Source organism: Thiorhodococcus minor (assembly GCF_010820565.1).
Lineage (GTDB): Bacteria > Pseudomonadota > Gammaproteobacteria > Chromatiales > Chromatiaceae > Thiorhodococcus > Thiorhodococcus minor.
In genome coordinates, this window is the sequence record NZ_JAAIJQ010000027.1 from 24,044 (window position 1) to 45,871 (window position 21,828).

20 protein-coding genes are annotated in these 21,828 nt (G+C 65.2%); 4 read left to right on the forward strand and 16 right to left on the reverse strand.

Annotated elements, in window-relative coordinates:
• Positions 1 to 16: 16 nt before the first annotated feature.
• The 12 genes from pdxJ to rpoE form a co-directional block, all read right to left on the reverse strand.
• Positions 17 to 766 carry a pyridoxine 5'-phosphate synthase gene (pdxJ, locus tag G3446_RS10855; protein ID WP_164452852.1) on the reverse strand — a complete coding sequence of 250 codons (750 nt, stop codon included), beginning with the start codon at positions 764 to 766 and terminating at the stop codon, positions 17 to 19.
• A 250-nt stretch (positions 767 to 1,016) separates the two neighbouring features.
• Positions 1,017 to 1,736: a DNA repair protein RecO gene (recO, locus tag G3446_RS10860; protein WP_164452853.1), complete on the reverse strand. Its 720-nt coding sequence runs from the start codon at positions 1,734 to 1,736 to the stop codon at positions 1,017 to 1,019.
• Positions 1,737 to 1,763: 27 nt separating this feature from the next.
• On the reverse strand, positions 1,764 to 2,669 hold the full coding sequence (gene era, locus G3446_RS10865) for a GTPase Era (RefSeq protein ID WP_164452854.1): 906 nt from the start codon (positions 2,667 to 2,669) through the stop codon (positions 1,764 to 1,766).
• Positions 2,662 to 3,339: a ribonuclease III gene (gene rnc, locus G3446_RS10870; RefSeq protein WP_164452855.1), complete on the reverse strand. Its 678-nt coding sequence runs from the start codon at positions 3,337 to 3,339 to the stop codon at positions 2,662 to 2,664. The genes era and rnc overlap by 8 nt, the downstream gene beginning before the upstream one ends.
• Complete coding sequence (locus tag G3446_RS10875; RefSeq protein WP_164452856.1) at positions 3,336 to 3,728, reverse strand: DUF4845 domain-containing protein; 393 nt, start codon at positions 3,726 to 3,728, stop codon at positions 3,336 to 3,338. Before G3446_RS10875 ends, rnc begins: the two co-directional genes overlap by 4 nt.
• A gap of 15 nt (positions 3,729 to 3,743) precedes the next feature.
• Entirely contained in the window at positions 3,744 to 4,595 is an 852-nt protein-coding gene (lepB, locus tag G3446_RS10880) for a signal peptidase I (RefSeq protein WP_164452857.1), read from the reverse strand.
• 169 nt (positions 4,596 to 4,764) lie between these two features.
• Positions 4,765 to 6,567 (reverse strand): translation elongation factor 4, encoded by a 1,803-nt coding sequence (lepA, locus tag G3446_RS10885; RefSeq protein WP_164452858.1) that lies wholly within the window; start codon positions 6,565 to 6,567, stop codon positions 4,765 to 4,767.
• Between the two features lie 452 nt (positions 6,568 to 7,019).
• Positions 7,020 to 8,444, reverse strand: coding sequence for a DegQ family serine endoprotease (locus tag G3446_RS10890; RefSeq protein ID WP_164452859.1), 1,425 nt, complete (start codon positions 8,442 to 8,444; stop codon positions 7,020 to 7,022).
• A 23-nt stretch (positions 8,445 to 8,467) separates the two neighbouring features.
• Entirely contained in the window at positions 8,468 to 8,974 is a 507-nt protein-coding gene (locus G3446_RS10895; RefSeq protein ID WP_164452860.1) for a SoxR reducing system RseC family protein, read from the reverse strand.
• On the reverse strand, positions 8,971 to 9,972 hold the full coding sequence (locus tag G3446_RS10900; protein ID WP_164452861.1) for a MucB/RseB C-terminal domain-containing protein: 1,002 nt from the start codon (positions 9,970 to 9,972) through the stop codon (positions 8,971 to 8,973). Before G3446_RS10900 ends, G3446_RS10895 begins: the two co-directional genes overlap by 4 nt.
• A complete protein-coding gene (locus G3446_RS10905) occupies positions 9,956 to 10,510 on the reverse strand; it encodes a sigma-E factor negative regulatory protein (protein ID WP_164452862.1) in 555 nt (184 codons plus the stop codon). The genes G3446_RS10900 and G3446_RS10905 overlap by 17 nt, the downstream gene beginning before the upstream one ends.
• A 123-nt stretch (positions 10,511 to 10,633) precedes the next feature.
• Complete coding sequence (gene rpoE, locus G3446_RS10910) at positions 10,634 to 11,212, reverse strand: RNA polymerase sigma factor RpoE (protein ID WP_164452863.1); 579 nt, start codon at positions 11,210 to 11,212, stop codon at positions 10,634 to 10,636.
• 237 nt (positions 11,213 to 11,449) lie between these two features.
• Between rpoE and nadB the strand changes: the two genes are divergently transcribed.
• On the forward strand, positions 11,450 to 13,078 hold the full coding sequence (nadB, locus tag G3446_RS10915; RefSeq protein ID WP_164452864.1) for an L-aspartate oxidase: 1,629 nt from the start codon (positions 11,450 to 11,452) through the stop codon (positions 13,076 to 13,078).
• A gap of 39 nt (positions 13,079 to 13,117) precedes the next feature.
• Here nadB and G3446_RS10920 read toward each other — a convergent pair whose 3' ends face one another.
• Positions 13,118 to 13,324 (reverse strand): hypothetical protein, encoded by a 207-nt coding sequence (locus tag G3446_RS10920; RefSeq protein WP_164452865.1) that lies wholly within the window; start codon positions 13,322 to 13,324, stop codon positions 13,118 to 13,120.
• 240 nt (positions 13,325 to 13,564) lie between these two features.
• Between G3446_RS10920 and G3446_RS10925 the strand changes: the two genes are divergently transcribed.
• On the forward strand, positions 13,565 to 14,749 hold the full coding sequence (locus tag G3446_RS10925) for an SPASM domain-containing protein (protein ID WP_164452866.1): 1,185 nt from the start codon (positions 13,565 to 13,567) through the stop codon (positions 14,747 to 14,749).
• Between the two features lie 30 nt (positions 14,750 to 14,779).
• Here G3446_RS10925 and G3446_RS10930 read toward each other — a convergent pair whose 3' ends face one another.
• Positions 14,780 to 17,458 carry a bifunctional acetate--CoA ligase family protein/GNAT family N-acetyltransferase gene (locus tag G3446_RS10930; protein WP_164452867.1) on the reverse strand — a complete coding sequence of 893 codons (2,679 nt, stop codon included), beginning with the start codon at positions 17,456 to 17,458 and terminating at the stop codon, positions 14,780 to 14,782.
• Positions 17,459 to 17,629: 171 nt separating this feature from the next.
• Between G3446_RS10930 and G3446_RS10935 the strand changes: the two genes are divergently transcribed.
• Together G3446_RS10935 and G3446_RS10940 are read left to right on the forward strand one after the other, a co-directional pair.
• The gene (locus G3446_RS10935; RefSeq protein WP_164452868.1) at positions 17,630 to 18,562 is read left to right on the forward strand and encodes a histone deacetylase family protein; all 933 of its coding nucleotides are present in this window, start codon (positions 17,630 to 17,632) and stop codon (positions 18,560 to 18,562) included.
• Between the two features lie 271 nt (positions 18,563 to 18,833).
• Positions 18,834 to 20,264 (forward strand): cryptochrome/photolyase family protein, encoded by a 1,431-nt coding sequence (locus tag G3446_RS10940; RefSeq protein WP_164452869.1) that lies wholly within the window; start codon positions 18,834 to 18,836, stop codon positions 20,262 to 20,264.
• On the opposite strand, the gene G3446_RS10945 is transcribed toward G3446_RS10940, so the two are convergent.
• Positions 20,254 to 21,021, reverse strand: a complete 768-nt coding sequence (locus G3446_RS10945) for a tRNA threonylcarbamoyladenosine dehydratase (protein ID WP_164452870.1) — start codon at positions 21,019 to 21,021, stop codon at positions 20,254 to 20,256. The two genes, G3446_RS10940 and G3446_RS10945, sit on opposite strands and share 11 nt — an antisense overlap.
• On the reverse strand, positions 21,018 to 21,788 hold the full coding sequence (locus G3446_RS10950; protein ID WP_164452871.1) for a TatD family hydrolase: 771 nt from the start codon (positions 21,786 to 21,788) through the stop codon (positions 21,018 to 21,020). Before G3446_RS10950 ends, G3446_RS10945 begins: the two co-directional genes overlap by 4 nt.
• Between the last annotated feature and the right edge of the window lie 40 nt (positions 21,789 to 21,828).

Genomic DNA, 21,828 nt, shown 5'->3' on the forward strand with positions numbered 1-21,828 from the left:
CCGGATCCGTCGGCGCTCAGGCCGGCGCGTTGATGATGCGCTTCATGTCCCGCACCGCCTGCTCCAGCCCGCAGAAGACGGCCCGCGCAATGATCGAATGTCCGATGTTGAGCTCGCGCACACCAGGAATGGCGGCGACCGCCTTGACGTTGTGGTAGTCGAGGCCGTGACCCGCGTTGACCTGCAGCCCGAGATCCAATCCGAGGGCAACGGCTTGCCGAATCCGCTCCAGCGCCGCCGCGCGCTCGGCAGGCGAAGCTGCGTCCGCATAGTGTCCGGTATGGATCTCGACGACGGGCGCGCCCACGGCCTTGGCGGCCTCCAGCTGCAGGGGCTCGGCATCGATGAAGAGCGAGACGCGCACTCCGGCGTCGGCCAGTCGCGCGCAGAACGCCTTCAGCTCATCGCGCCGGCTGGCGACGTCCAGACCGCCTTCCGTGGTCAGCTCCTCGCGTCGCTCCGGCACTAGGCAGCAGTCGGCGGGCTTCAGCTCGCAGGCGATGGCGCCCATTTCCGGCGTTGCGGCCATTTCGAGGTTCATGCGTGTCTGCAGGATCTCCCGCAGCATACGCACGTCACGGTCCTGAATGTGCCGGCGATCCTCGCGCAGGTGGAGCGTGATGGCGTCCGCACCGGCATGCTCCGCGACCAGCGCCGCTTGGATCGGCTCCGGATAGCGGGTGCCGCGCGCCTGGCGCAAGGTCGCGACATGGTCGATATTGACTCCAAGCAGGATCTCGCTGCGAGCCCTTGGATCTGTTTGCATCGTGGATTCCTCAACACGCTCGTCATGGCACGGGGCTACCCGTGCCGGCCTTTGATGCCAATGGGAGCCGTCAGCTTTCAGCTACCAGCCACCAGCCACCAGCCACCAGCGGAGGAAAATCATACGGTTGCCGGATTTTCTGGCCGGCCAGCCGCTTATCCGCTGGGTGACTCAGAGAAGACCTGAAAGCAGCTCCGAAACAAAGCTATCAGCTGGCCGCTGGTGGCTGGCAGCTCTTTCTAGGTTGATGCTACCCGTCCGCGCCAAACCACCGTCGATACAGCTCGCGACTCTGAAGCGGCTTGTCCCCGAGATGAGGGGCCAGCGCAGTCCGCAAGAGTGCGCGCGCCTCGCGCCGCTGCTCTGCTTCTAGCCTTCCGCCAGCGGCCAGTGCCAGCAGCGTTGCACCCGATAGAAGCGGCCCGGGCTCGGCAGATCCAGCGAGCCGCACGCCCAGCTCGCTGTCGTAAACATAAGACAGATCGGGCTGCACCGGAATTCCATCGGACGCCGCCCGGTCCAGCGTCATGCCATAGCCGATCTCGTCGAGCAGTCGCAGCTCGAACTGCCTGAGCAGGGTATCGAGGTCAGGGTCCTCGGCCAGCGCGGCAAGCGCGGCCTGATAGAAGGCGAAGAGGGCGTCGTGCGGATCATTGCGCGCGAGGAGCCGCATGAGCAGCTCGTTCAGGTAGAAGCCCCCGAGCATGGCGCGCGCCTGCAGGGAAATCGCCGGGCCGGCGCCTTCGACGCAGGTCAATGTGCGCACCTCGCCGCGTCCAGTCGCCCCAAGCCACAGCGGCTGGAAGGGCTGCAAGAGGGCGCTCGCCGTGCTCTTCTTGCGCCGCGCTCCTTTGGCGATGGCGGGAAAACGGCCCTCCCCCGCGGCGAAGACCTCCAGGAGCAGACTGGTGTCGCTATAGTCGCGCCGATGCAGAACGAAGGCGAGGAAGAGCGCTTCCGAGCGGACCACTGTCAGACGATGATTGCGCTTCGCGCATCAGCGCTCGTCCGTGTACCCGAGGCTCGATATGGCGGCCTCGTCGCTCGACCAGCTCTTCTTGACCTTGACCCAAACCTCAAGGTGCACCGGACAGTCGAAGAGCTTCTGCATCTCCATGCGCGCCTGGGTGGCCACGGCCTTCAGCGCCTCGCCGCCCTTGCCGATGATGATGCCCTTCTGGCTAGCCCGCTCGACCCAGACCAAGGCGTGGATCTTGTAACGCCCATCCAGCTCCTCGAACCGCTCGATCTCCACGGTCGTCCGGTAGGGAAGCTCCTGTCCGTACCTTTGCATCAACTGCTCGCGCACCAGCTCGGCCGCGAAGAAGCGCTGGGAGCGATCGGTAATCTGATCCTCCGGGAAGACAGGCTCGCCTTCCGGTAGGGCCTTCACGACCATGTGCTCGAGCCGATCGACCTGATCCCCCTTGGTTGCGGAGATCGGGATGAGCTCGAGGAAGTTATGACGCGCGGCCAGGGTTTGCAGAAACGGCAGCAGGACTTCCTTCGACTGCACGCGATCGACCTTATTCACCACCGCAATCGCCGGGACGCCGGATTGCGCCACCGCCTCGAGTGCCTGGGCGTCCTCGTCCGTCCACTTCAGGGCCTCGACCACCAGCAGGACGAGGTCGGTGTCCCCAAGCGTCGACCGCGCCGTGCGGTTGAGATAGCGATTGAGGGCGCTCCCGCCCCGCTGGTGGATGCCGGGCGTATCCACGAAGAGGATCTGCCCCTCCGGCAACGTCTTGATGCCGAGGATGGAGTGCCGCGTGGTCTGCGCCTTGTGCGAGGTGATCGCCAGCTTCTGCCCCAAGATCCGGTTCAATAGGGTCGACTTGCCGACGTTCGGACGGCCGACGATGGCGACATAGCCGCAGCGGGACGGCGCTTTGCTAGACATCTCGAATCTGCTCCAGCATCAGCTCGGCGGCGGCCTGCTCGGCGCGCCGGCGGCTGGTGCCAATTCCGCGGCTACTGAGGTCGTCATCCTGCAGCACGCAGCTGACGGTAAAGGTTTGGTCGTGCTGATCGCCGTCGATGGCCACCACCACATACTCCGGCAAGGGACGCTTGCGGGCTTGAAGCAGCTCTTGGAGACGGGTCTTGGGGTCCTTGCCGGCCCGCGACGCGTCGGTCTGCTCGAGCTTGGCATGAAAGAGACTCAGGGCGACCCGCCGCGCCACCTCGAAGCCGGCATCGCGATAGACGGCGCCAAGCACGGCCTCTAGGGCATCCGCCAGGATGGAATCCCGTGCATGCCCGCCGCTGCGCAGCTCGCCCGCGCCCAGCCTCAGGTAATCGCCCAGTCTCAGGTCGCGCGCCAGCTTCGCCAGTGACTCGCGCTTGACCAGGGAGGCGCGCATGCGGCTGAGCCTGCCTTCGTCGGCCGCCGGAAAGCGGTCCCACAAGGCCTCCGCAATCACGAAGCCGATGAGGGCATCGCCGAGAAACTCCAGGCGCTCATTGTTGACCGCACTGGCGCTACGGTGCGTGAGCGCCTGCTCCAAGAGCTCCGCGTCTTGGGGCTCATAGCCCAGAGCCTTGGCGAGACGCCGAATGTCCGCGGTCACTGTCGCAGCGTGATCTCGACTTCATGCTTGAAGGCGGCCACGGCATCGACGTTGAAGAAGAGGTGCACCCGCTCCTCGTAATCCAGGGTCACGCGATAGGTCCGCCCATCGACCTTCTTGACCTTGAAGTCGGAGCCCTTCTTTCCGTACACACTGTTGATATTGAGACGCTTGTCGATCGCCGAGGTGATGCCACGCGGCCCACCTTGGATCTGCTGGGGATTGGCCTTGACCTCCTCCATGATGGTGCGAAGCGTCCAATAGTCCAGATAGAGCGGACCGACCTTGAGCACGATGGTCGCGAAAAAGGCCACGAGGGCGATGATGACGATGAAACCGAGCATCCCCATCCCGCGCTGCGCCGGGAAACGACGAGTCTTGCTAGACATGCTTAGAGCCTCCGATCAATCGATTCCGTCCCACAGGCGCGACCAGGCGATGGGGAAGCCCTCACGCGCGCCGTCCCAGTGCATCCAGATCGCGAACGCCTTACCCACCAGATTCTCCTCGGGCACGAATCCCCAGCAACGACTGTCGTTGCTGTTGTCCCTGTTGTCCCCCATGACGAAGTATTGCCCTTCGGGAACGCGCACCGCGCCATAGGCGAGCACCTGACAGCCGAACGGCAGATCGGGCGCCTCCGAGCGCGTCAGGATCATGTGCTCGACACCGTCCAAACTCTCCAGGGCCTGTCGCGCCCCCGTCATCTCCCGCCCGGAGCCAACCCCCGTATAGGTCCCGATCGGGAGCTGCGGCATCGCCTCGCCGTTCACATAGACCGTCTTGTCACGGTAGGCGATCTCGTCGCCAGGCAGCCCCACGACACGCTTGATGTAATCGGTGCGTGGGTCGAGCGGAAACTTGAACACCACAACATCGCCGCGCCTCGGCTCGCCGATCTCGACGAACTTGGCGTTGAGAACGGGCAGCCTGAGTCCGTAGGAGAATTTGTTGACGAGGATGAAGTCCCCCGTCAAGAGGGTCGGCATCATCGAGTTCGAGGGGATCCGAAAGGGCTCCACCAAAAAGGAGCGCAGGATGAGCACCGCGAAGATCACCGGAAAAAAGGAGCGCGCGTACTCCACGAGCACCGGCTCCTTGTAGGACGCGCCCGCCTCCTCGGCCTCGGCGTCACCCGCGCCCGCCAGCTCCGCTGCGCGCCGACGGCGCGGTGCCAGCACGGCGGCATCGACCAGCCAAATCCCGCCCGTTACCGCGGACGCCAAGACAAGAAAAGCCGGAAAGTCGAAAGTCATGGTCTGAGGTCTAGGCTCCTAATCTGGTAGGCCGAAAAGTCCTTGGGCCGAAAAGTCGGTGCGAGGCCGCCCACGCCATCTCTATGTCGAGAGCGCCCCTGCGAGGAAGGGCGGCTCAGATACGCCCCAAAGGTCTGCAAGCGTCGAGAATTCCCGCAACGGCTGACCGTCAATTATCTTTCCCGGTCTGGAGCACCGCAAGAAAGGCCTCCTGCGGGATATCCACCTTGCCAACCTGCTTCATGCGCCGCTTGCCTTCCTTCTGCTTTTCGAGGAGCTTGCGCTTTCGCGTGGCGTCGCCGCCGTAGCACTTAGCAGTCACATTCTTGCGCAGCGCCTTCACCGTGGTGCGCGCGATGATCTTCGAGCCGATCGCCGCTTGGATGGCCACCTCGAACATCTGCCGCGGGATCAGCTCCTTCATGCGCTCCGTCACCTCGCGGCCGCGCCCCTGAGAGACCGAGCGGTGGACGATGGAGGACAGCGAATCCACCTTGTCACCATTGATTAGCACATCGAGCTTCACCAGGTCGGAGGACTGGAAACGCTTGAATTCATACTCGAAGGAGGCGAACCCTCGGCTGCATGACTTGAGCCGGTCGAAGAAGTCCAGAACGACCTCGCTCATGGGCAGCTCGTAGGTGACTTGGACCTGCCCGCCCAGATACTGGATCTGCTTCTGCACGCCGCGCTTCTCGATGCAGAGGTTGATGACCGCGCCCAGGTAGTCCTGCGGGACGAGGATATGGGCCTCAATGATGGGCTCGCGCACCTCGCTGACCTTGGCCGACTCCGGCAGATCGGCCGGGTTGTCGATCCGTAACAGCTCGCCGTCCGTGCGCATCACCTCGTAGACGACGGTCGGCGCCGTGGTGATCAGATCCAGGTTGTACTCGCGCTCCAGCCGCTCTTGGACGATCTCCATGTGGAGCATCCCGAGGAAGCCGCAGCGGAAGCCGAAGCCGAGCGCCTGGGAGACCTCGGGCTCATAGTGCAAGGCGGCGTCGTTCAGCCTCAACTTGCTGAGGGCCTCGCGCAGATCCTCATAGTCGTCGGAAACGACCGTGTAGAGCCCCGCGAAGACGCGCGGACGCATCTCCTTGAAGCCGGGTAGTTTCTCGGCCTTTTGGTCCGGCAGTGTGATGGTGTCGCCGACTGGCGCCCCGTCGATCTCCTTGATGCCGGCGATCATGTAGCCGACCTCGCCCGCCCCGAGGGAGTCCTGCTCGGTCTTCTTGGGCGTGAAGACGCCCACGTTGGTCACCTGCTGCGTCCGTCCGGTGGACATGATGAGAATCTTGTCGCGCTTGCGCATCTGACCGTTCACGACACGGACCAGAGACACCACCCCGACATAAGGATCGAACCAGGAGTCGATGATCAGCGCCTGCAGCGGGGCCTCACGATCTCCGGTCGGCGGCGGGATCTTCTCGACGAGCGCCTCGAGCAGATCCGGGATGCCAACACCTGTCTTGGCGCTCACCCTCAGCGCGTCCTTGGCCTCGAGCCCGATGATCTCCTCGATCTCGGTGATCACCCGCTCGGGCTCAGCCGACGGCAAATCGATCTTGTTGAGCACGGGCAGCACCTCGAGCCCCTGCTCGATCGCCGTGTAGCAGTTGGCAACGCTCTGGGCCTCGACACCCTGAGCGGCATCCACGACCAGCAGAGCGCCCTCGCAGGCAGCCAAGGAGCGCGAGACCTCGTAGGAAAAGTCCACGTGGCCGGGCGTATCGATGAAATTCAGCTGATAGGTCTCGCCATTTCGCGCCTGATAGCCCAGCGTCACGCTCTGCGCCTTGATGGTGATGCCGCGCTCGCGCTCCAGGTCCATGGAATCCAGAACCTGGGTAGACATCTCGCGATCCGTCAGGGCACCGCTGATCTGGATGAAGCGATCCGCAATCGTCGACTTACCGTGATCGATATGGGCGATGATCGAGAAGTTGCGGATGTGACTGAGATCGGTCATTGGGTGCCTAGATATGGCCAAAGGAGGTTGAGACAGGACATCGCCAGCACTCGACAGAGAGCGGCGAATCGCGCCGAGCCTGTGACTAGAGACACCGACTCTGAGAGGCTCGGGAGCGCGCCAGGCACGAAAGTCAATCCGCAATCATAGCAGATCGGGGATAGCGGCCGCATCAAGCAGGCGAGCCTGGAGGTGATGGCCGAGGGGCGAGCCTGTGCAGAAAGGCCTGCGACTCAGGTCCGACGGCGCAGGTGCCGAGACGCTATGAACGTATGCGCGAAAACCTTGGAGCCGGAACGAGCGCGAGGCCGACCGAGGACGCAGACAGGGCGCTCGAAGGATAGCTTGCGTCCCCGCTGGGCGAGCCCAGCGTGCCTGCGCGATCTGGCAAGCATCGGCACTCAGGCTTTGGCCATCCTCGGGGACGGGAGGATGGCCGGTCGGGGATCGCCTTACTCCTTCGGCACCTTGATGGCGTAGAACATGCGACCCTCACCACGCTGGACCAGGGTAGCCACTGAACGGCCCGGATCGATCCCGGCCAAGATCCGATTGAAATCGGCAATGCTCGACACGGGCTGATTGTCCAGCATCAGAATGACGTCGCCGACGTTCAGGCCGGCCTGGTCTGCCGGACCTGCCTCCAGGGACTCGACGAGCACACCACCCTTTTCGGCCCCGAGCTGCTTGCGCTGCTCCGGCGTCAAATCGCGCACCACGATCCCCAGGCGGTTGGCGGCCTCTTGCTCCGGGGCACCGCCGCTGCTTGCAAGCGCTTCCTCTTCCGGAAGCTCGCCGATGCGCACCTTGAGCTGCACGCGCTTTCCGCTACGCAGGACGTCCAGGCTCGCGGTCGCACCCACGGCGGTCTCGCCGACAAGTGGAGGCAACGAGCTGGATGCCAGGATCTCGGTCCCGTTATAGCGCAGGATCACATCGCCAGGACGCATGTCCGCAGCTGCGGCTGGGCTGTCCGGAAGGACCTGGGCGACCAGCGCGCCTTTCGGCTGATCCATTCCGAAGGATTCGGCGAGCTCTCGAGTCACGTCCTGAATCAGCACGCCGAGCCAGCCACGGCTGACACGGCCCTTGGTCTTGAGCTGGCTCACCACATCCATGGCCACATCGATGGGAATCGCGAACGACAGCCCCATGAAGCCACCCGTCCGGCTGTAGATTTGGCTGTTGACGCCGATCACCTCGCCCGACAGGTTGAAGAGCGGGCCGCCGGAGTTGCCCGGATTGATCGCCACGTCCGTCTGAATGAAGGGCACATAGTTCTCGGACGGTAGGCTGCGCCCCTTGGCGCTGACGATGCCTGCGGTCGCCGAGGATTCGAAACCAAAGGGCGATCCGATCGCCAGCACCCACTCTCCAACCTGCAGGTCCTTGGATGAGCCAATCTTCGCCGCCGGCAAATTCTCGCCATCGACCTTGAGCAAGGCGATGTCGCTGCGCTTGTCGATACCAATCAAGGATGCGACGAACTCGCGCCGGTCGCTGGTTCTGACGATGATCTCGTCAGCACCCTCCACGACATGGGAGTTCGTCAGCACATAGCCATCCTGCGAGACGAAGAAGCCCGACCCGAGCGAGCGTGACTGAAAGGTGTCGTCCGGGATCTCGCCCTCTTCGCCGAAAAAGTGCCGGAAGAAGTCGTTCAGCGGGCTGTCCTCGGGCAGATCCGGCACGGAAAAGCCACGCAGGCTCTGAGAGACGGATGCGGACTGTTTGGTGCTGATGTTCACCACTGCTGGGCCATTCTCGGAGACCAAACCGGTGAAATCCGGCAGCTCACGACTCAGGGCCAGACCCGGGGCCAAGGCGCAGCAGAGCAATGCGGTCAAGGCGATCGACAGTTTCGGTGTGGCTCGCATGAATGCTCCAGGGTTGCTTCGAATCAAGCAGGATCGTCGGCGACTGCCGAGGGGGCAGCCACGCATCCTGCGGACGTCGAGCCGAGGCGCCTCAGGATGCGTGGCTGCTGCTCGGGCCGACCGGATAGTCGGGCACTGTAGCCGCGAAGCCAGAGCAATGCCAGTGTGAAGCCGAGCACGGCACCCAAGAGGCTGGCCGAGTCGGCCCGGGCACCGCCGAAAGACTGACCGAGGGCTGCCCCCGCCATGAGCGCGGCCAGGGGAGCGAGATAGGCGGCGACGGCGGCGGCGAGCAGGCTCGACTCCTTGACGCCGACCGTCACGCGATCACCCACGCGCGCACCGACCTGATTCAGGGCGAGCAGCTCGACGGGGCGGCGGCCGAAAAATCGCTCCAACAGCGAGGTCCCGCAGGCGCCATGGACGGCGCATTGCCCGCAAGCACTCTTGCGCTGGGTGCGCACGCGCGCACGCGCGTCAATCAGGGCGGTAACCACCCCCTCCTCCTCCAGCGTGCCGGCACCGGTCATTGCGAATCGGCCGCGTCTTTGAGGCGCACGCCGCCCACGGCCTGCTGCACCGTCTGCATCGGGACCTCGCCGACGGCGATCAGCTGATAGCCCCGCAAGCTCCGTCCCGCGGCATGGACGGCTCCGATGCTGGCGGCACCTTCGAGCCCATTCTCCATATCCTGATCGATGTAGATGGAGTAGGCGGACAAACGATCCGTGAACATGAAATGCTCGATGATCGATCCGCCCGGCTGCTTCATCTCATCGTGCATGACCAGCTCGAAACCGGCCGGCACCTCGAGAAAGCGCCACCTGCCCTCGGCAGAGGTCGCCGGCGCACTGCGAACTGGCTGCCCGCTGGATTCCGGAGCCGGCCCCTCGGGCGAGCGCACGGCGACCGAGGTGAACATCAGCTGCTCCAATGGCTGCTGCTCCTGATCGATCAAGTCGGACTTCAGCGGCAGCGCGGTCTCGCGATCGATGTGGAAGCGGTACCCATAGCGCAGGGCGTCGCGCGGGATGATCCCGACGACATCCGTATCGCGACCGGCGATCCGGGCCGCGCCGAGCATCCGGACCTCGTAGTTGTCCACCAGGGCATCGGGGTCGATCCCCTCGGTCTCGAGGAAGCGGCTCTGGCCATTCTGCTCGACGGAGATCGGATGACCATTGGGCATGACGCACATGACGCGCTCCTGCGCCCGCACGACCGCCCGAATCGGGCCGCTCAGCGAGATGAGGCGCTCGTGGACTTCCCCGTCCACGACCTGGTGGCGCAGATCCATCGCCTCCAGACGGTTCTCGTGGAGATAGACGAGCGTTCCTTCGTAGTCCAGTGAGCGCACGGCCTCGGCCATGCGGGCCAACAGCTCGGCGGAACGACCGGTCTGAGCGTCTTCGCCAGCCGAATGTGGAGCTTCGCCCTCGCTCGCGACGGCAGACGCGATCGCACAGGTCCAACAGAGGATGACCAGCAGCCCGGCGACCCAGACGCGACGGCTATCGCCCAGACTCATAGCCAACCAATGTCGCATAGGGAAGCATGCCCTTGGCTCCGGTCGCCGGAGCCGTGGCCTGATGGGTCACCAGGTAGAGATCCAGCTTGCTCGCCAAGCCTGGCTGCTCGAGCTGCAATCGACTGATGGGAATCGACTCGCGCTCCACGAAGCGAGGCGCCATGTCGCCCTCGCGCGGAATCGAGCCCGAGTCTTGCAAGAGGGTCGGGGCGGCGAGAAAGGCGACGAAGGCAGCCGAGGCAGCCATCGCCAGCGCCGCCAGCTTTCGCGCCCCTGGGCGCTTCCGAGCGCTACCGCGGCTTACTGGCAAGGGTATCGGCTCTTGCTCCAGCCGCGCCCACACCTGATCCGCAATGCCGCGGCAGCCTGGGTCGATGCCTTCGGCCCTGATCGCTTGCCCGATCAGGCCATAGCGCTCCCAAGTCCCACGCAGTTCTCCGTCCCCATTGACTGCATCCAAGACCCGCAGCGCCGATCTCGAGCCGAGCTCGCCATCGAGAAGCTGCGAAAGTCGCTGTCTATGCTCGTCGGTCATCATTGCATGCCTGAGCTGTGTTGAACGGATAGTCGGTCCCGGCCCGCGAGGGCGTCGGCCCAACCGTGCGACGGTCGGTGCAGCCTGCCCACGCCCGCCGGGACTTTCTGCACCCTGCATTGCCGCTCAGTCATCGAGAAGCGGACGCAGCCGTTTGTCGATGGCCTCGCGGGCCCTGAAGATTCGTGATCGCACGGTGCCGATCGGGCACTCCATCGTCGTCGCAATCTCTTCGTAGGTCATTCCCTCGAGCTCACGGAGCACGATCGCCGTGCGCAGGTCGTCGGGCAAGTCGTCGAGCGCGCGCTGGACGGTCATCGCGATCTCGTCGCGCAGCAGGTGACGCTCCGGCGTCGCGCCTTCGCGCAAGCGTCCACCCATATCCATTTGCTCGGCGACTTCAGCCTCCACGTCCTCGCCAGGCGGCCGTCGACCTTGCGCGACCAGGTGATTCTTGACCGTATTGACCGCGATCCGGTACAGCCAGGTGTAGAAGGCGCTCTCCCCGCGAAAGCCTGGCAGCGCGCGATAGGCCTTCAAGAAGGCATCCTGGGTGACGTCCAACACCTCGCTCGGGTCTCGCAGATAGCGCGAGATGAGGGCCGAGACTTTCTGCTGGTACTTCAGAACCAGAAGGTCGAAGGCGCGTTTGTCGCCGGCCTGAGCGCGCTCGACGAGTGCCCGGTCGGCGCTGCGCTCAGACATCCGAGCTCACCGCCGCGCATTCTTCGACGCACCCAGTTCGGATGGACAATCGACATCTTCGGAAGTTCTTGACCGTCATCGTGTCAGCAGGAGGTTTTCCAGCCTGGTTCACAAAATCTTGATCCTAGTCGCCAAATCGACGAGTTTACCCGAGACGATGAGGGCACCTGCGCGCGATGTCGACCTACCGCCGCAACCGCCTGCCCCCGGGACGCAAACTGAGAGACGAATCGAGTCATGCACGAGAACTGCTACCGCCACGATGTTTTGATTCTCGGCAGCGGAGCCGCGGGCCTCAGCCTCGCCCTGCGCCTGGGCGACGACCTCTCGGTTGGCGTGGTCTCGAAACGAGAGCTGATCGAGGGCAGCACGCTCTACGCACAGGGCGGCATTTCCGCCGTGCTCGATGCGAAGGACTCGATCGAGTCCCACGTTCAGGACACGCTCAAGGCCGGGGCCGGCCTTTGCGACCGGGGCGTGGTGAGATTCGTCGTCGAGCATGGGCCGGGCAACATCCGCTGGCTGCTCGATCAAGGCGTTCAATTCACGCGAGACGAGGAGTACACCTCCGCGGGCGGCTACCATCTTACCCGAGAAGGGGGACATACTCACCGCCGCGTCGTCCACGCGGCCGACGCCACCGGCAAAGCCGTCGCGACAACGCTAGAAGCACGGGTGCGCGAGAAGCAGAACGTCACCCTCTACGAGCAGCACATCGCGGTCGACCTCATCACCTCGCGGCACCTTCCCGACGGCAAGGACCATCGCTGCCTGGGAGCCTACATCCTCAACCGCGGCAACGCTCGCGTGGAGACCTTCCTGGCGCGCTTCGTCGTCCTGGCGACCGGCGGCGCCAACAAGGTCTACCTCTACACCAGCAACCCCGACGTCTCCACCGGCGACGGCATTGCCATGGCCTGGCGCGCCGGATGCCGGGTCGCCAACATGGAGTTCATGCAGTTCCATCCGACCTGCCTCTATCACCCGGAGGCGCGCTCATTCCTGATCACCGAGGCACTGCGCGGCGAGGGCGCCAAGCTGCTCCTGCCCGATGGCGACCGCTTCATGCCGCGCTTCGACGCGCGTGCCGAGCTAGCGCCGCGCGACATCGTCGCCCGCGCCATCGACCACGAGATGAAACGACTGGGCGCGGATTGCCTCTACCTGGACATCTCGCACCGCCCGGCCGATTTCATCACGGATCATTTCCCGACCATTTACGCACGCTGCCTCGAGCTTGGCATCGACATCACCAAGGAGCCGATTCCCGTGGTGCCCGCGGCGCATTACACCTGTGGCGGCGTCATGGTCGACCGCAACGCGCGCACCGATCTCGCCGGCCTCTATGCCAGCGGCGAGACGGCTTACACAGGGCTGCATGGGGCGAACCGCATGGCGAGCAACTCGCTGCTCGAGTGTCTGGTCTACTCCGAGTCGGCCGCCAGGGACATTCAGGCCCTGCTGCCAAGCTACGAGCGGCCGCCGGAAGTCCCGACCTGGGACGAAAGCCGCGTGACCGAGCCGGACGAGGAGGTGGTCGTCACCCACAACTGGGAGGAGCTGCGCCGGTTCATGTGGGACTACGTCGGCATCGTCCGCACCAATAAGCGGCTGCGACGCGCCAAGCGGCGCGCGGACCTGCTGGCCCAGGAGGTCATCGAGTACTACAGCAACTTCCGCGTCGGCAACGACCTGATCGAGCTGCGCAATCTGCTCGAAGTCGCCGACCTCATCATTCAGTCCGCATTGAGGAGGCGCGAGAGCCGGGGGCTGCACTACACCCTCGACCACCCGCTGAAGGATGCCAGCCAGCGCCTGCCAACCGTGCTCATCCCCGATGACTACCAGCCCAGTCGCCAGGAATGAGTCCGCAGCGGTGGGCGCAGTGAGGCCGCGCCTCGGCGCCTATTCGCAGCGGCTCGAAGACCCGCTTGGTCGATCGAGCCCGAGACGATGCGCACAAGCCTCCCAGTCTCCCTCCACGCACCGGGTCTTCCTGCAATCGAACTCGCAAGCCGCGAGATCGTCGGGGACGGCATCCACCCAAAAGCGCGCGAAGCTGAGCCGCAGCCGCGTCAGGAAGCTCGCTGGAGTCTTGGTTGTCTTGGTCATGTGTCAGCTCTCTAGGGGGCTTGCATGAAGGAGGAGCGAGCGCGCTCGCCAGGCGCCCATCCGCTCGGGAGCAGGGCTCGATTGTGACCTTCGCGGCAAGAACGACAACCACAAAGTTAGCGTGCATTACCGAGTGCCGCTGCAGGCGCTAGAGACTCGATCATATCGCGCGACGGGATCGAATGGCGTGACGGGATCGGATAACGCAACATCGGACGGTGCGAGCAAAGGAGTAAGTCGATGCAAGAGCAAGCAAGCAGCGCCGAGCCAGGGGAGACTGCAGCCCCCGAGCTAGGCAGGCCCCATGCGAGGACCATGGACCTGGGCCAAGGGGGACTGGGCCGGTCGGGGCCGCTGAAGGATTTCTTCTGCCCGCGCCCCTGGGAGCATTTCGAGGTCAGCTCGGGCGGTGTCGCCTGGGTCTGCTGCCCCGCCTGGCTGAGCACGCCGATCGGCAACTGCCGGGAAGCGGACATCATGGACATCTGGAATTCCGCGGCAAGCCAGCGCATTCGAGCCAGCATCCTAGACGGCTCCTTCGCATACTGCGGCCAGCAAGAGTGCCCCGTGATCCAGAACGGCAGCTTGATGCGCCGCAACGCCCTGCCAGACGCCCGCCTCGAGCGCATCCTCGCGCAGGGCCTGACCGTGATCGACGAGCCGCCGCGCACCTTCAATCTCTGCTACGACGAATCCTGCAACCTCGCGTGCCCGAGCTGCCGAGCCCAGCCGATCCACCATACCCGGGGCCCGGCCTACGAAGAGAGACTCGCGATCCAGCGCAGGATTACCTCGAGCCTGTTCTCGGAGCCGCACACCGCGCGCTTTCAAGTCAACGTAACCGGCTCCGGCGACCCGCTCGGCGCCAAGCTGATGCGCGATCTCCTCTTGGGGATCGATGGAGCGCGATTCCCGAACGTCACCATCCATCTTCAAACCAATGGCGTCCTGCTGACCCCGAAATACTGGCGCGCCCTCGGCAAGATTCACGACAACCTCGGGCAGATCCTCGTCTCCTTCGACGCGGCGACGCCTGAGACCTATGCCTACACGCGCCGCGGCGGCGATTGGGAGCGGCTGAATCACAACACCCGCTTCCTCGCCGAGCGTAGAGCGGAGGGCGCCTTCGACTGGCTACGGCTGGACTTCGTGGTACAGAAGAGGAACTTTCGCGAAATTCCCGCCTTCGTCGAGCTTGCCCAGCGCCTCCGACACGTCGACCAGGTCACCTTCGCCCTGATCTCGGATTGGGGCTCCTACTCCCCTGAGGCCTTCGCGGAGCACGCCGTCTGGAGACGGGATCATCCCGAGCACGAGGCCTTTCTGGAGGGACTGCGCAGCCCTATCCTCGACGACCCCATGGTCTACCTCGGCAACGTCGCCGAGTACCGCCGCCAGGCCCTGCGGGATGGGGAGACACGCTGAGGCGCCTGAAGCCGCGCGCCGCCAGTCGTGCTAGAGCACCTTTGTCACCAGCTTGACCGCCATGTCCTGTGGATCGCTCTCGATGCGGAAGCCGAGCGACTTCACCAGGGCGAGCATGCGGGTGTTGGCGGTCAGCACCTCGCCCTCCATGAGGCGAAAGCCGCGTAGGCGCGCGTTCTGCATGAGCGAGCGCATCAGCCGCGCGCCGATGCCGAGGTTGCGCCAACTGTCGGAGACCACGATCGCAAACTCACAGGCCTCCCCGCCTGGGCGCGACATGTAACGGGCCACGCCGACCTCGACCTCCCCTCCATCGTGCTCGACCACGCCGATGAGGGCCATCTCGCGGTCGTAGTCGATCTGGGTAAAGCGCACCAGCATCTCGGGTGTGAGCTCTTTGATCGCTTGCATGAAGCGAAAATACTTCGTCTGCTCCGAGAGGCCGCGCACGAACTCCTGCTCCATTTCCGCGTCTTCGGGTCGGATCGGCCGGATCACCAAGTCCTTGCCATCCGGGAGCTGCACCCGTTCGATGAGATGACCGGGATAGGGGTGGATCGCCATGTGGCCGTAGGTCGGCTGCTGCGGCGGTCGATAGTCGACATTGATGCGCACGTCGACGGCGATCACCTCCTTGTCGTTGCCGATCAGCGGGTTGATGTCCATCGCGATGATCTCGGGAAGCTCGCAGACCATCTCGGAGACACGCTGCAGAATCCTGGCAAGCGCCACCCGATTCATCGGCGGCATCTGCTGGAAGGCCCCCATGAGCCGCGCAACCCGGGTTTGATCGATCATCGTCTCGATGATGAAGGCGTTGAGCGGCGGAAGCCCCAGGGCGCGGTCGCCCAGCACCTCGACCTTGGTTCCCCCCGCCCCGAAGACGATCACGGGACCGAAGATCTTGTCGCGAAAGACGCCGATCATCAGCTCGCGCGCCGAGCGGCTCGAGACCATGTGCTCGACGGTGATCCCCTCCAGCCGGGCCTCCGGACGCAAACGCTGTGCGCGCTCGACGATCTCGCTGAAGGTGCGTCGCACGGACTGCGCGTCGTCGATGTTGAGCTTGACCCCATCGACGTCCGACTTGTGCTCCAAGTCGGGCGAGTTGATCTTCATCACCACCGGAAAGCCCAGGGCCTCGGCGGCCATCAAGGCCTCATTGGGCGTGCGCGCCAGCACCGCCTGCATGGTCGGGATGCGGAAGGCCGAGAGGATGGCCTTGGCCTCGATGGTCCCCAAGACCTTGCGCCCCTCGGCCATGACGCCCTCGATGATGAGCCTAGCCCCTTCCACATCCGGCGGATCCTCGTGCGAGAGTGGTGCCGGCGACTGCATGAGCAGTTTCTGGTTGCGCTGGTGGATCGCGAGGAAGGAAAAGGCCTCGACCGCCGCCTCGGGACTGTCGAAGTGCGGGACGTCGTGCTCTGACAGCAGGGACTGCGCCTCGACCACGTGATTGCCGCCCATCCAGCAGGCGAGCACCGGCTTGCGGCTCCCCTTGCTCGCCTCGATGACCTGCTGCGCGGTCGCGACCGGATCGCCAAAGATCAGCGGGGCGAGGATGCAGAGCACGCCATCGACTTCCGGATCCGCAATACAGGCATCCAGGGCCTGACGATAACGCTCGGCCGGCGCGTCGCCGATGATGTCGATGGGATTGCCGTGAGACCAATAGTCCGGAAGCGCCTGCTCCAGCGTCTGGCGCGTGCTGTCGCTGAGCTGCGCGAGGCTGAGCCCGAGCTCAACCGTCCGGTCGGCGGCCAGCACGCCCGGCCCGCCGCCGTTGGTGATGATGGCGATCCGATCACCCGACAGCCGCCTGCGTGTCCCGAACACCTGGGCCGCCGCAAAGAGCTGATCGAGATTGGCGACCTGCACCACGCCGGCGCGGTCCGTCACCGCGCGGAAGACGTCCGGAGAGCCGACGAAGCCGCCCGTGTGCGACTTGATCGCGCGCGTCCCGGCCGGATGCCGTCCGGCCTTGACGATGATCACCGGCTTGAGCCGCGCGGCGGCCCGCAAGCCGCTCATGAAGTGCCGCGCATTCCGCACGCCCTCGACGTAGAGCAGGATGCATCGGGTCTGGGTGTCCAGCGCCAGGTAGTCGAGGATGTCGCCAAAGTCCACATCCGCCGCCGCCCCCAGCGAGACAACCGCCGAGAAGCCCACGCGGCGCGGCTCCGACCAGTCGATCATGGCGGTGCAGATGGCACCGGACTGCGAGACCAGGGCCACATTGCCCCGGCGCGGCAGATCCTGACCGACGCTGGCGTTGAGCCCGTGCTGCGGACGCATCACGCCTAGGCAGTTCGGACCCAGGACACGGATGCGGTTGCGGCGCGCCGCCTCGACCATCTTTTCCTGGAGTGCCTTGCCGCGCTCGCCGTGCTCGCCGAAGCCCGCGGAATGCACGACCGCCGCCTTGACGCCGAAGCTGCCGCATTGATCCAGGATGGCGGGAACGCACTCCGCGGGGGTCGCGATGAGGGCCAGATCGATCTGCTTGTCGAGCTCGTTCAGCGAGCTGAAGCAGGGCTGACCGGCGACCTGATCGTATTTGGGGTTGATCGGATAGCACTGGCCTTTGAAGCCACCGGCCAGGACATTGCGGAAGACCATGCCGCCGATCGAGCCCTCGTTGTCGCTGGCGCCGAACACAGCGACCGCGCTGGGCGTAAAGAGTTGATCAATATCGGTCAAGCGCATGGAGTCTGCCCTCTGAGGCTAAAAAGGCGTTAATCTGCGGATTTGGCGCGAGCAGCCGGCGCGCGACGCCGCGACACACGAACGAAAGAGAGCCGCAAGTCATCCAGGACGAGTCGTCCAAGGCGAGTCATTCAGTGGATGTCCATCGCGGTCGAGCCTTGAGGACAAAGCATGAACCTCGCCTTTATCTCTCACCAGTCCTGCCGGGAGCATCAGATGGGCGCTCATCACCCGGAGTGCCCGGAGCGACTCCACGCCATCCAGGACCGCATGATCGCATCCGGCATGGAGATGCTCGTCACCCATTACGACGCGCCCCAGGCCAGGGTCGAGGACCTCGCCCGGGTTCATGATCGCGACTACATCCAAGGGATCTTCGACGCATCACCGAGCGCGAGCGATGTCCTGGCCTGGATCGACGGGGACACGGCGATGAACAGCCATTCCCTGGAGGCCGCGCTGCACTCGGCCGGGGCCGCCCTCCTGGGGGTCGATCTGGTGATGAGCGACAAGCATCACGCCGCCTTCTGCTGCGTGCGTCCGCCGGGACATCACGCGGGCCGCGCCCGCGCCAGCGGCTTCTGCATCTTCAACAATGTTGCCGTCGGCGCCGCCTACGCCATGGAGCGCTACGGACTGGAGCGGATCGCCATCGTCGACTTCGACGTCCATCACGGCGATGGCACCGAGGAGATCTTCATCGGCGATGAGCGCGTGCTCTTCTGCTCGAGCTTCCAGCACCCCTTCTATCCCGGCACTGGCGCGGACACAAACGCGGCCAATGTCATCAATCTCCCCCTGCCGCGCCTGACCGACGGCCAGGCGTTCAAGGCCGCGGTCGAAAAGGCCTGGCTCCCGCGACTCGACGCCTTCGCGCCGCAGCTGATCATGATCTCGGCCGGTTTCGACGGTCATCTGGAAGACGACATGGCGCACTTCAATCTGCGCGAGGCGGACTATGGCTGGATCACACGGGAGATCCATCATCTTGCGCGCAAGCATAGTCATGAGCGCGTCGTCTCCTTCCTGGAGGGTGGCTATACCCTCTCGGCACTAGGCCGCTGCGTGAGCACGCACGTCGACGAGCTCATCGGCCATCTCTAGGTCCGCTCCTGGCGCCAGCGGCGCGGCAGTCTCGAGCCGCTGAGCCGCCCCGTCCATCGGGGCGATCGCAGCTCGCCGCGCGAGGCCAATGCTGCATCGCAGCACAGGATAGACTTAGCCCCCCCTGGTTGCAATCGCCGCTCGGCGCGAATCTCCCGTTCCGAACTGGAGCCATGGGCTTCGGGCATTGGCACCAAGCCCATCAGACCGAATATTGGCCACGGAGAGAACCCTAGCCGCCGAAGACCGCTCCAGGTCTCAAGGACAAGACATGACCGCCATTCTCTGGCTGAGGCGCGATCTGCGCCTGGATGACCACCCCGCGCTGCAGGCCGCGATCGCCAACGGGCGCAAGCTCCTGCCCCTCTATATTCACGCCCCGGACGAGGAAGCGCCCTGGCAGCCAGGGGGCGCGAGCCGCTGGTGGCTGCACGGCAGCCTCCAATCCCTCGACGCCGCGCTGCGCGAGCGCGGCAGCCGGCTGCACATTGCGCGAGGCGACAGCCTCGAGGTGCTCAAGCGGCTCGCCGCCGAGACGGGTGCGACCGAGATCCACTGGAGTCGTCTCTACGACCCGGCCACGCGCGAGCGGGATACGCAGATCAATCAGGCCCTGCGCGCCGAGGGGATCCGATGTGACAGCCACTGCTCCACCCTGCTCTTCGAGCCTTGGGAGATCGCCAACGCCGAGCAGCAGCCCTACCGCGTCTTCAGCGCCTTCTGGCGCGCCTGCGTCAAGGCGCTGAAGGAGCCGCAGCCGCTCTCCGCGCCGGAGCGACTTCCGCCGGCACCCGAGATCGCGGAAGGCGCCAATCTGGACTCGCTAGAGCTCCTCCCGACGATCCCCTGGGACGCCGGCCTGACAGCAACCTGGGCTCCCGGCGAGCGAGGCGCGCAGCAGCGGGTGCAGGCATTCCTCGACGGACAGGTCGCGGACTATGGCGAGCGACGCGACCAGCCTGGCATCCCAGGCACGTCCCGACTCTCTCCCTTTCTCCACTTCGGCGAGATCAGTCCAAGGCGCATCCTGCGCATGGTGATGGACCGCTTCGGAGACCCAACCGCCAAGCCCGTCGAGGCCTTCGTCCGCGAAATCGGCTGGCGCGAGCTCGCCTACCACCTGCTCTATCACTTTCCGCAGACGCCCGCCGAGCCGCTGAATGCGCAGTTCGCCGATTTCCCCTGGGCGAGCGGCGACGTCGCGAGCCAGCTCAAGGCCTGGCAGCACGGACAGACGGGCATCCCCATGGTCGATGCCGGAATGCGCGAGCTCTGGCACACCGGGTGGATGCACAACCGCGTCAGGATGGTGGTGGCGTCTTTCCTGACCAAGAATCTGCTAATCCCCTGGCAGGAAGGCGCGCGCTGGTTCTGGGACACCCTGGTCGACGCCGACCTCGCCAGCAACACGCTCGGCTGGCAGTGGACGGCCGGCTGCGGGGCGGACGCCGCGCCCTACTTTCGCGTCTTCAATCCCGTGCGTCAGGGCGAGCGCTTCGACCCGGACGGCAGCTACGTCCGGCGCTGGTGTCCCGAGCTTGCCAAGCTCCCGGACAAGCACCTGCATCAGCCCTGGACGGCACCGCAGCCCGTGCTGAGAACGGCAGGCGTCAAGCTCGGCGAGCACTATCCAGCACCCCTCGTGGACCTCGGAAAGTCCAGGGAGCGGGCCCTGGCGGCTTACGAGCAGATCAAGGGCTAATCGAAGGCGTCGACGGAGTGTCCTGCAGCAGCCGACGAATGGCGAGACCAGCCAGGGTGAGCCCGAAGAGGGAGGGCATGTAGCTCAGGGTCCCGTTCACCGCCCGAGGACGCCCGCGTCCGGTGTCCTGCGGAGCCAAGGGCGGGATGGGCGTCTCGTCCGACCACACCACAGTGATGCCACGCCCGACACCACGACGGCGCAGCCGCGTCCGAACCTCCCGCGCCAGCGCACAGACGCGCGTGTCCATGAGATCACCGACCTGGATCCGCGTTGGATCCATCCGCCCGCCAGCACCCATGCTGCTCAGGATGGGTCTGCCAAGCCGCCAGGCGGTCTCGATCAAGGCCACCTTGCTGCTAAGACTATCGATCGCATCGACGACCTGACCGAAGGGCTCGGACAGGACCTGCTCCATGCCGTCCTCGGCGAGAAATTCCGTCATGAGCCGCAGCCGACAGCCCGGATTGATGTCGGCGATGCGCCGCGCCATCACCGCCGTCTTGTCCTGGCCGATGGTCGATCTGAGCGCGACGAGCTGACGGTTGAGGTTGGAAGGATCCACCTGGTCGTGATCGATCAGGGTCAAGGCGCCGACGCCAGCCCGGGCGAGCGCCTCCGCGGCAAAGGAGCCCACGCCGCCAAGCCCGGCAACCAAGACGCGACTCTGGCTCAGCCGAGCGACGCCATCATCGCCGACCAAGATGCGCGTACGGTCCCAAAGCGGATCATCTGGGCTTGCTGGGCTCGGATTCATTGAAGATTCAAGACAGCTCTGGCATTGGTGGTCGTTTGCGCCGCGATGCCGAGGGCATCGGCATGGCGCACCTCGGCGAGCGCGGCGAGGACATCCGGCAGATACTCCGGGCTGTTGCGCGCGCCCTGATGCGCCGCGACCGTCATGTCGGGCGCGTCCGTCTCCAGGACGATAGCCTCCAAGGGCAGCTCGGCGGCCAGGCGCCGCAGCCTGCTGGACCGCTCGAAGGTCAGCATGCCGCCAAAGCCCAGCTTGAGCCCCAGGTCGATGTAGCCCCGCGCCTGCTGCAGACTGCCGTTGAAGGCGTGCGCGATGCCGCCGGGCACTGGATTGCGCCGCAGCATTGCCAAGACCTCATCATGCGCCTTGCGCACGTGCAGGAGCACGGGCAGCCCAGCGGCGCGGGCGATCCCGAGCTGTGACTCGAGCAGCCGCGCCTGCTGCCCCCGATCCAAGTCGCGGACGTAGAAATCCAGGCCGATCTCGCCGATGGCAATGGGGCGATGCAGCGCCACGGCCTCCTCCAGTGCCGCCAGATCGGCCTCGCGATGCTGGCGCAAGTACACCGGATGCAGTCCCAGGGCCGGATAGAGCCTGGGACTGTCCACGCCCGCGCAGGTCTCGAGCAATCCGCTCCAGCCCCTTGCCTCAATCGCCGGGACGACGATGGCGCTCAGCCCCGCCTGGCGGCAGGCGGCGAGGACAGGACTCCGATCCGCGTCGAAGTCGTCGACATCGAGATGACAATGCGTGTCGATCAGCTCCATCGGTGAATCTCCGACTGTGCTAGTCTCGCGCCGCAGGTCG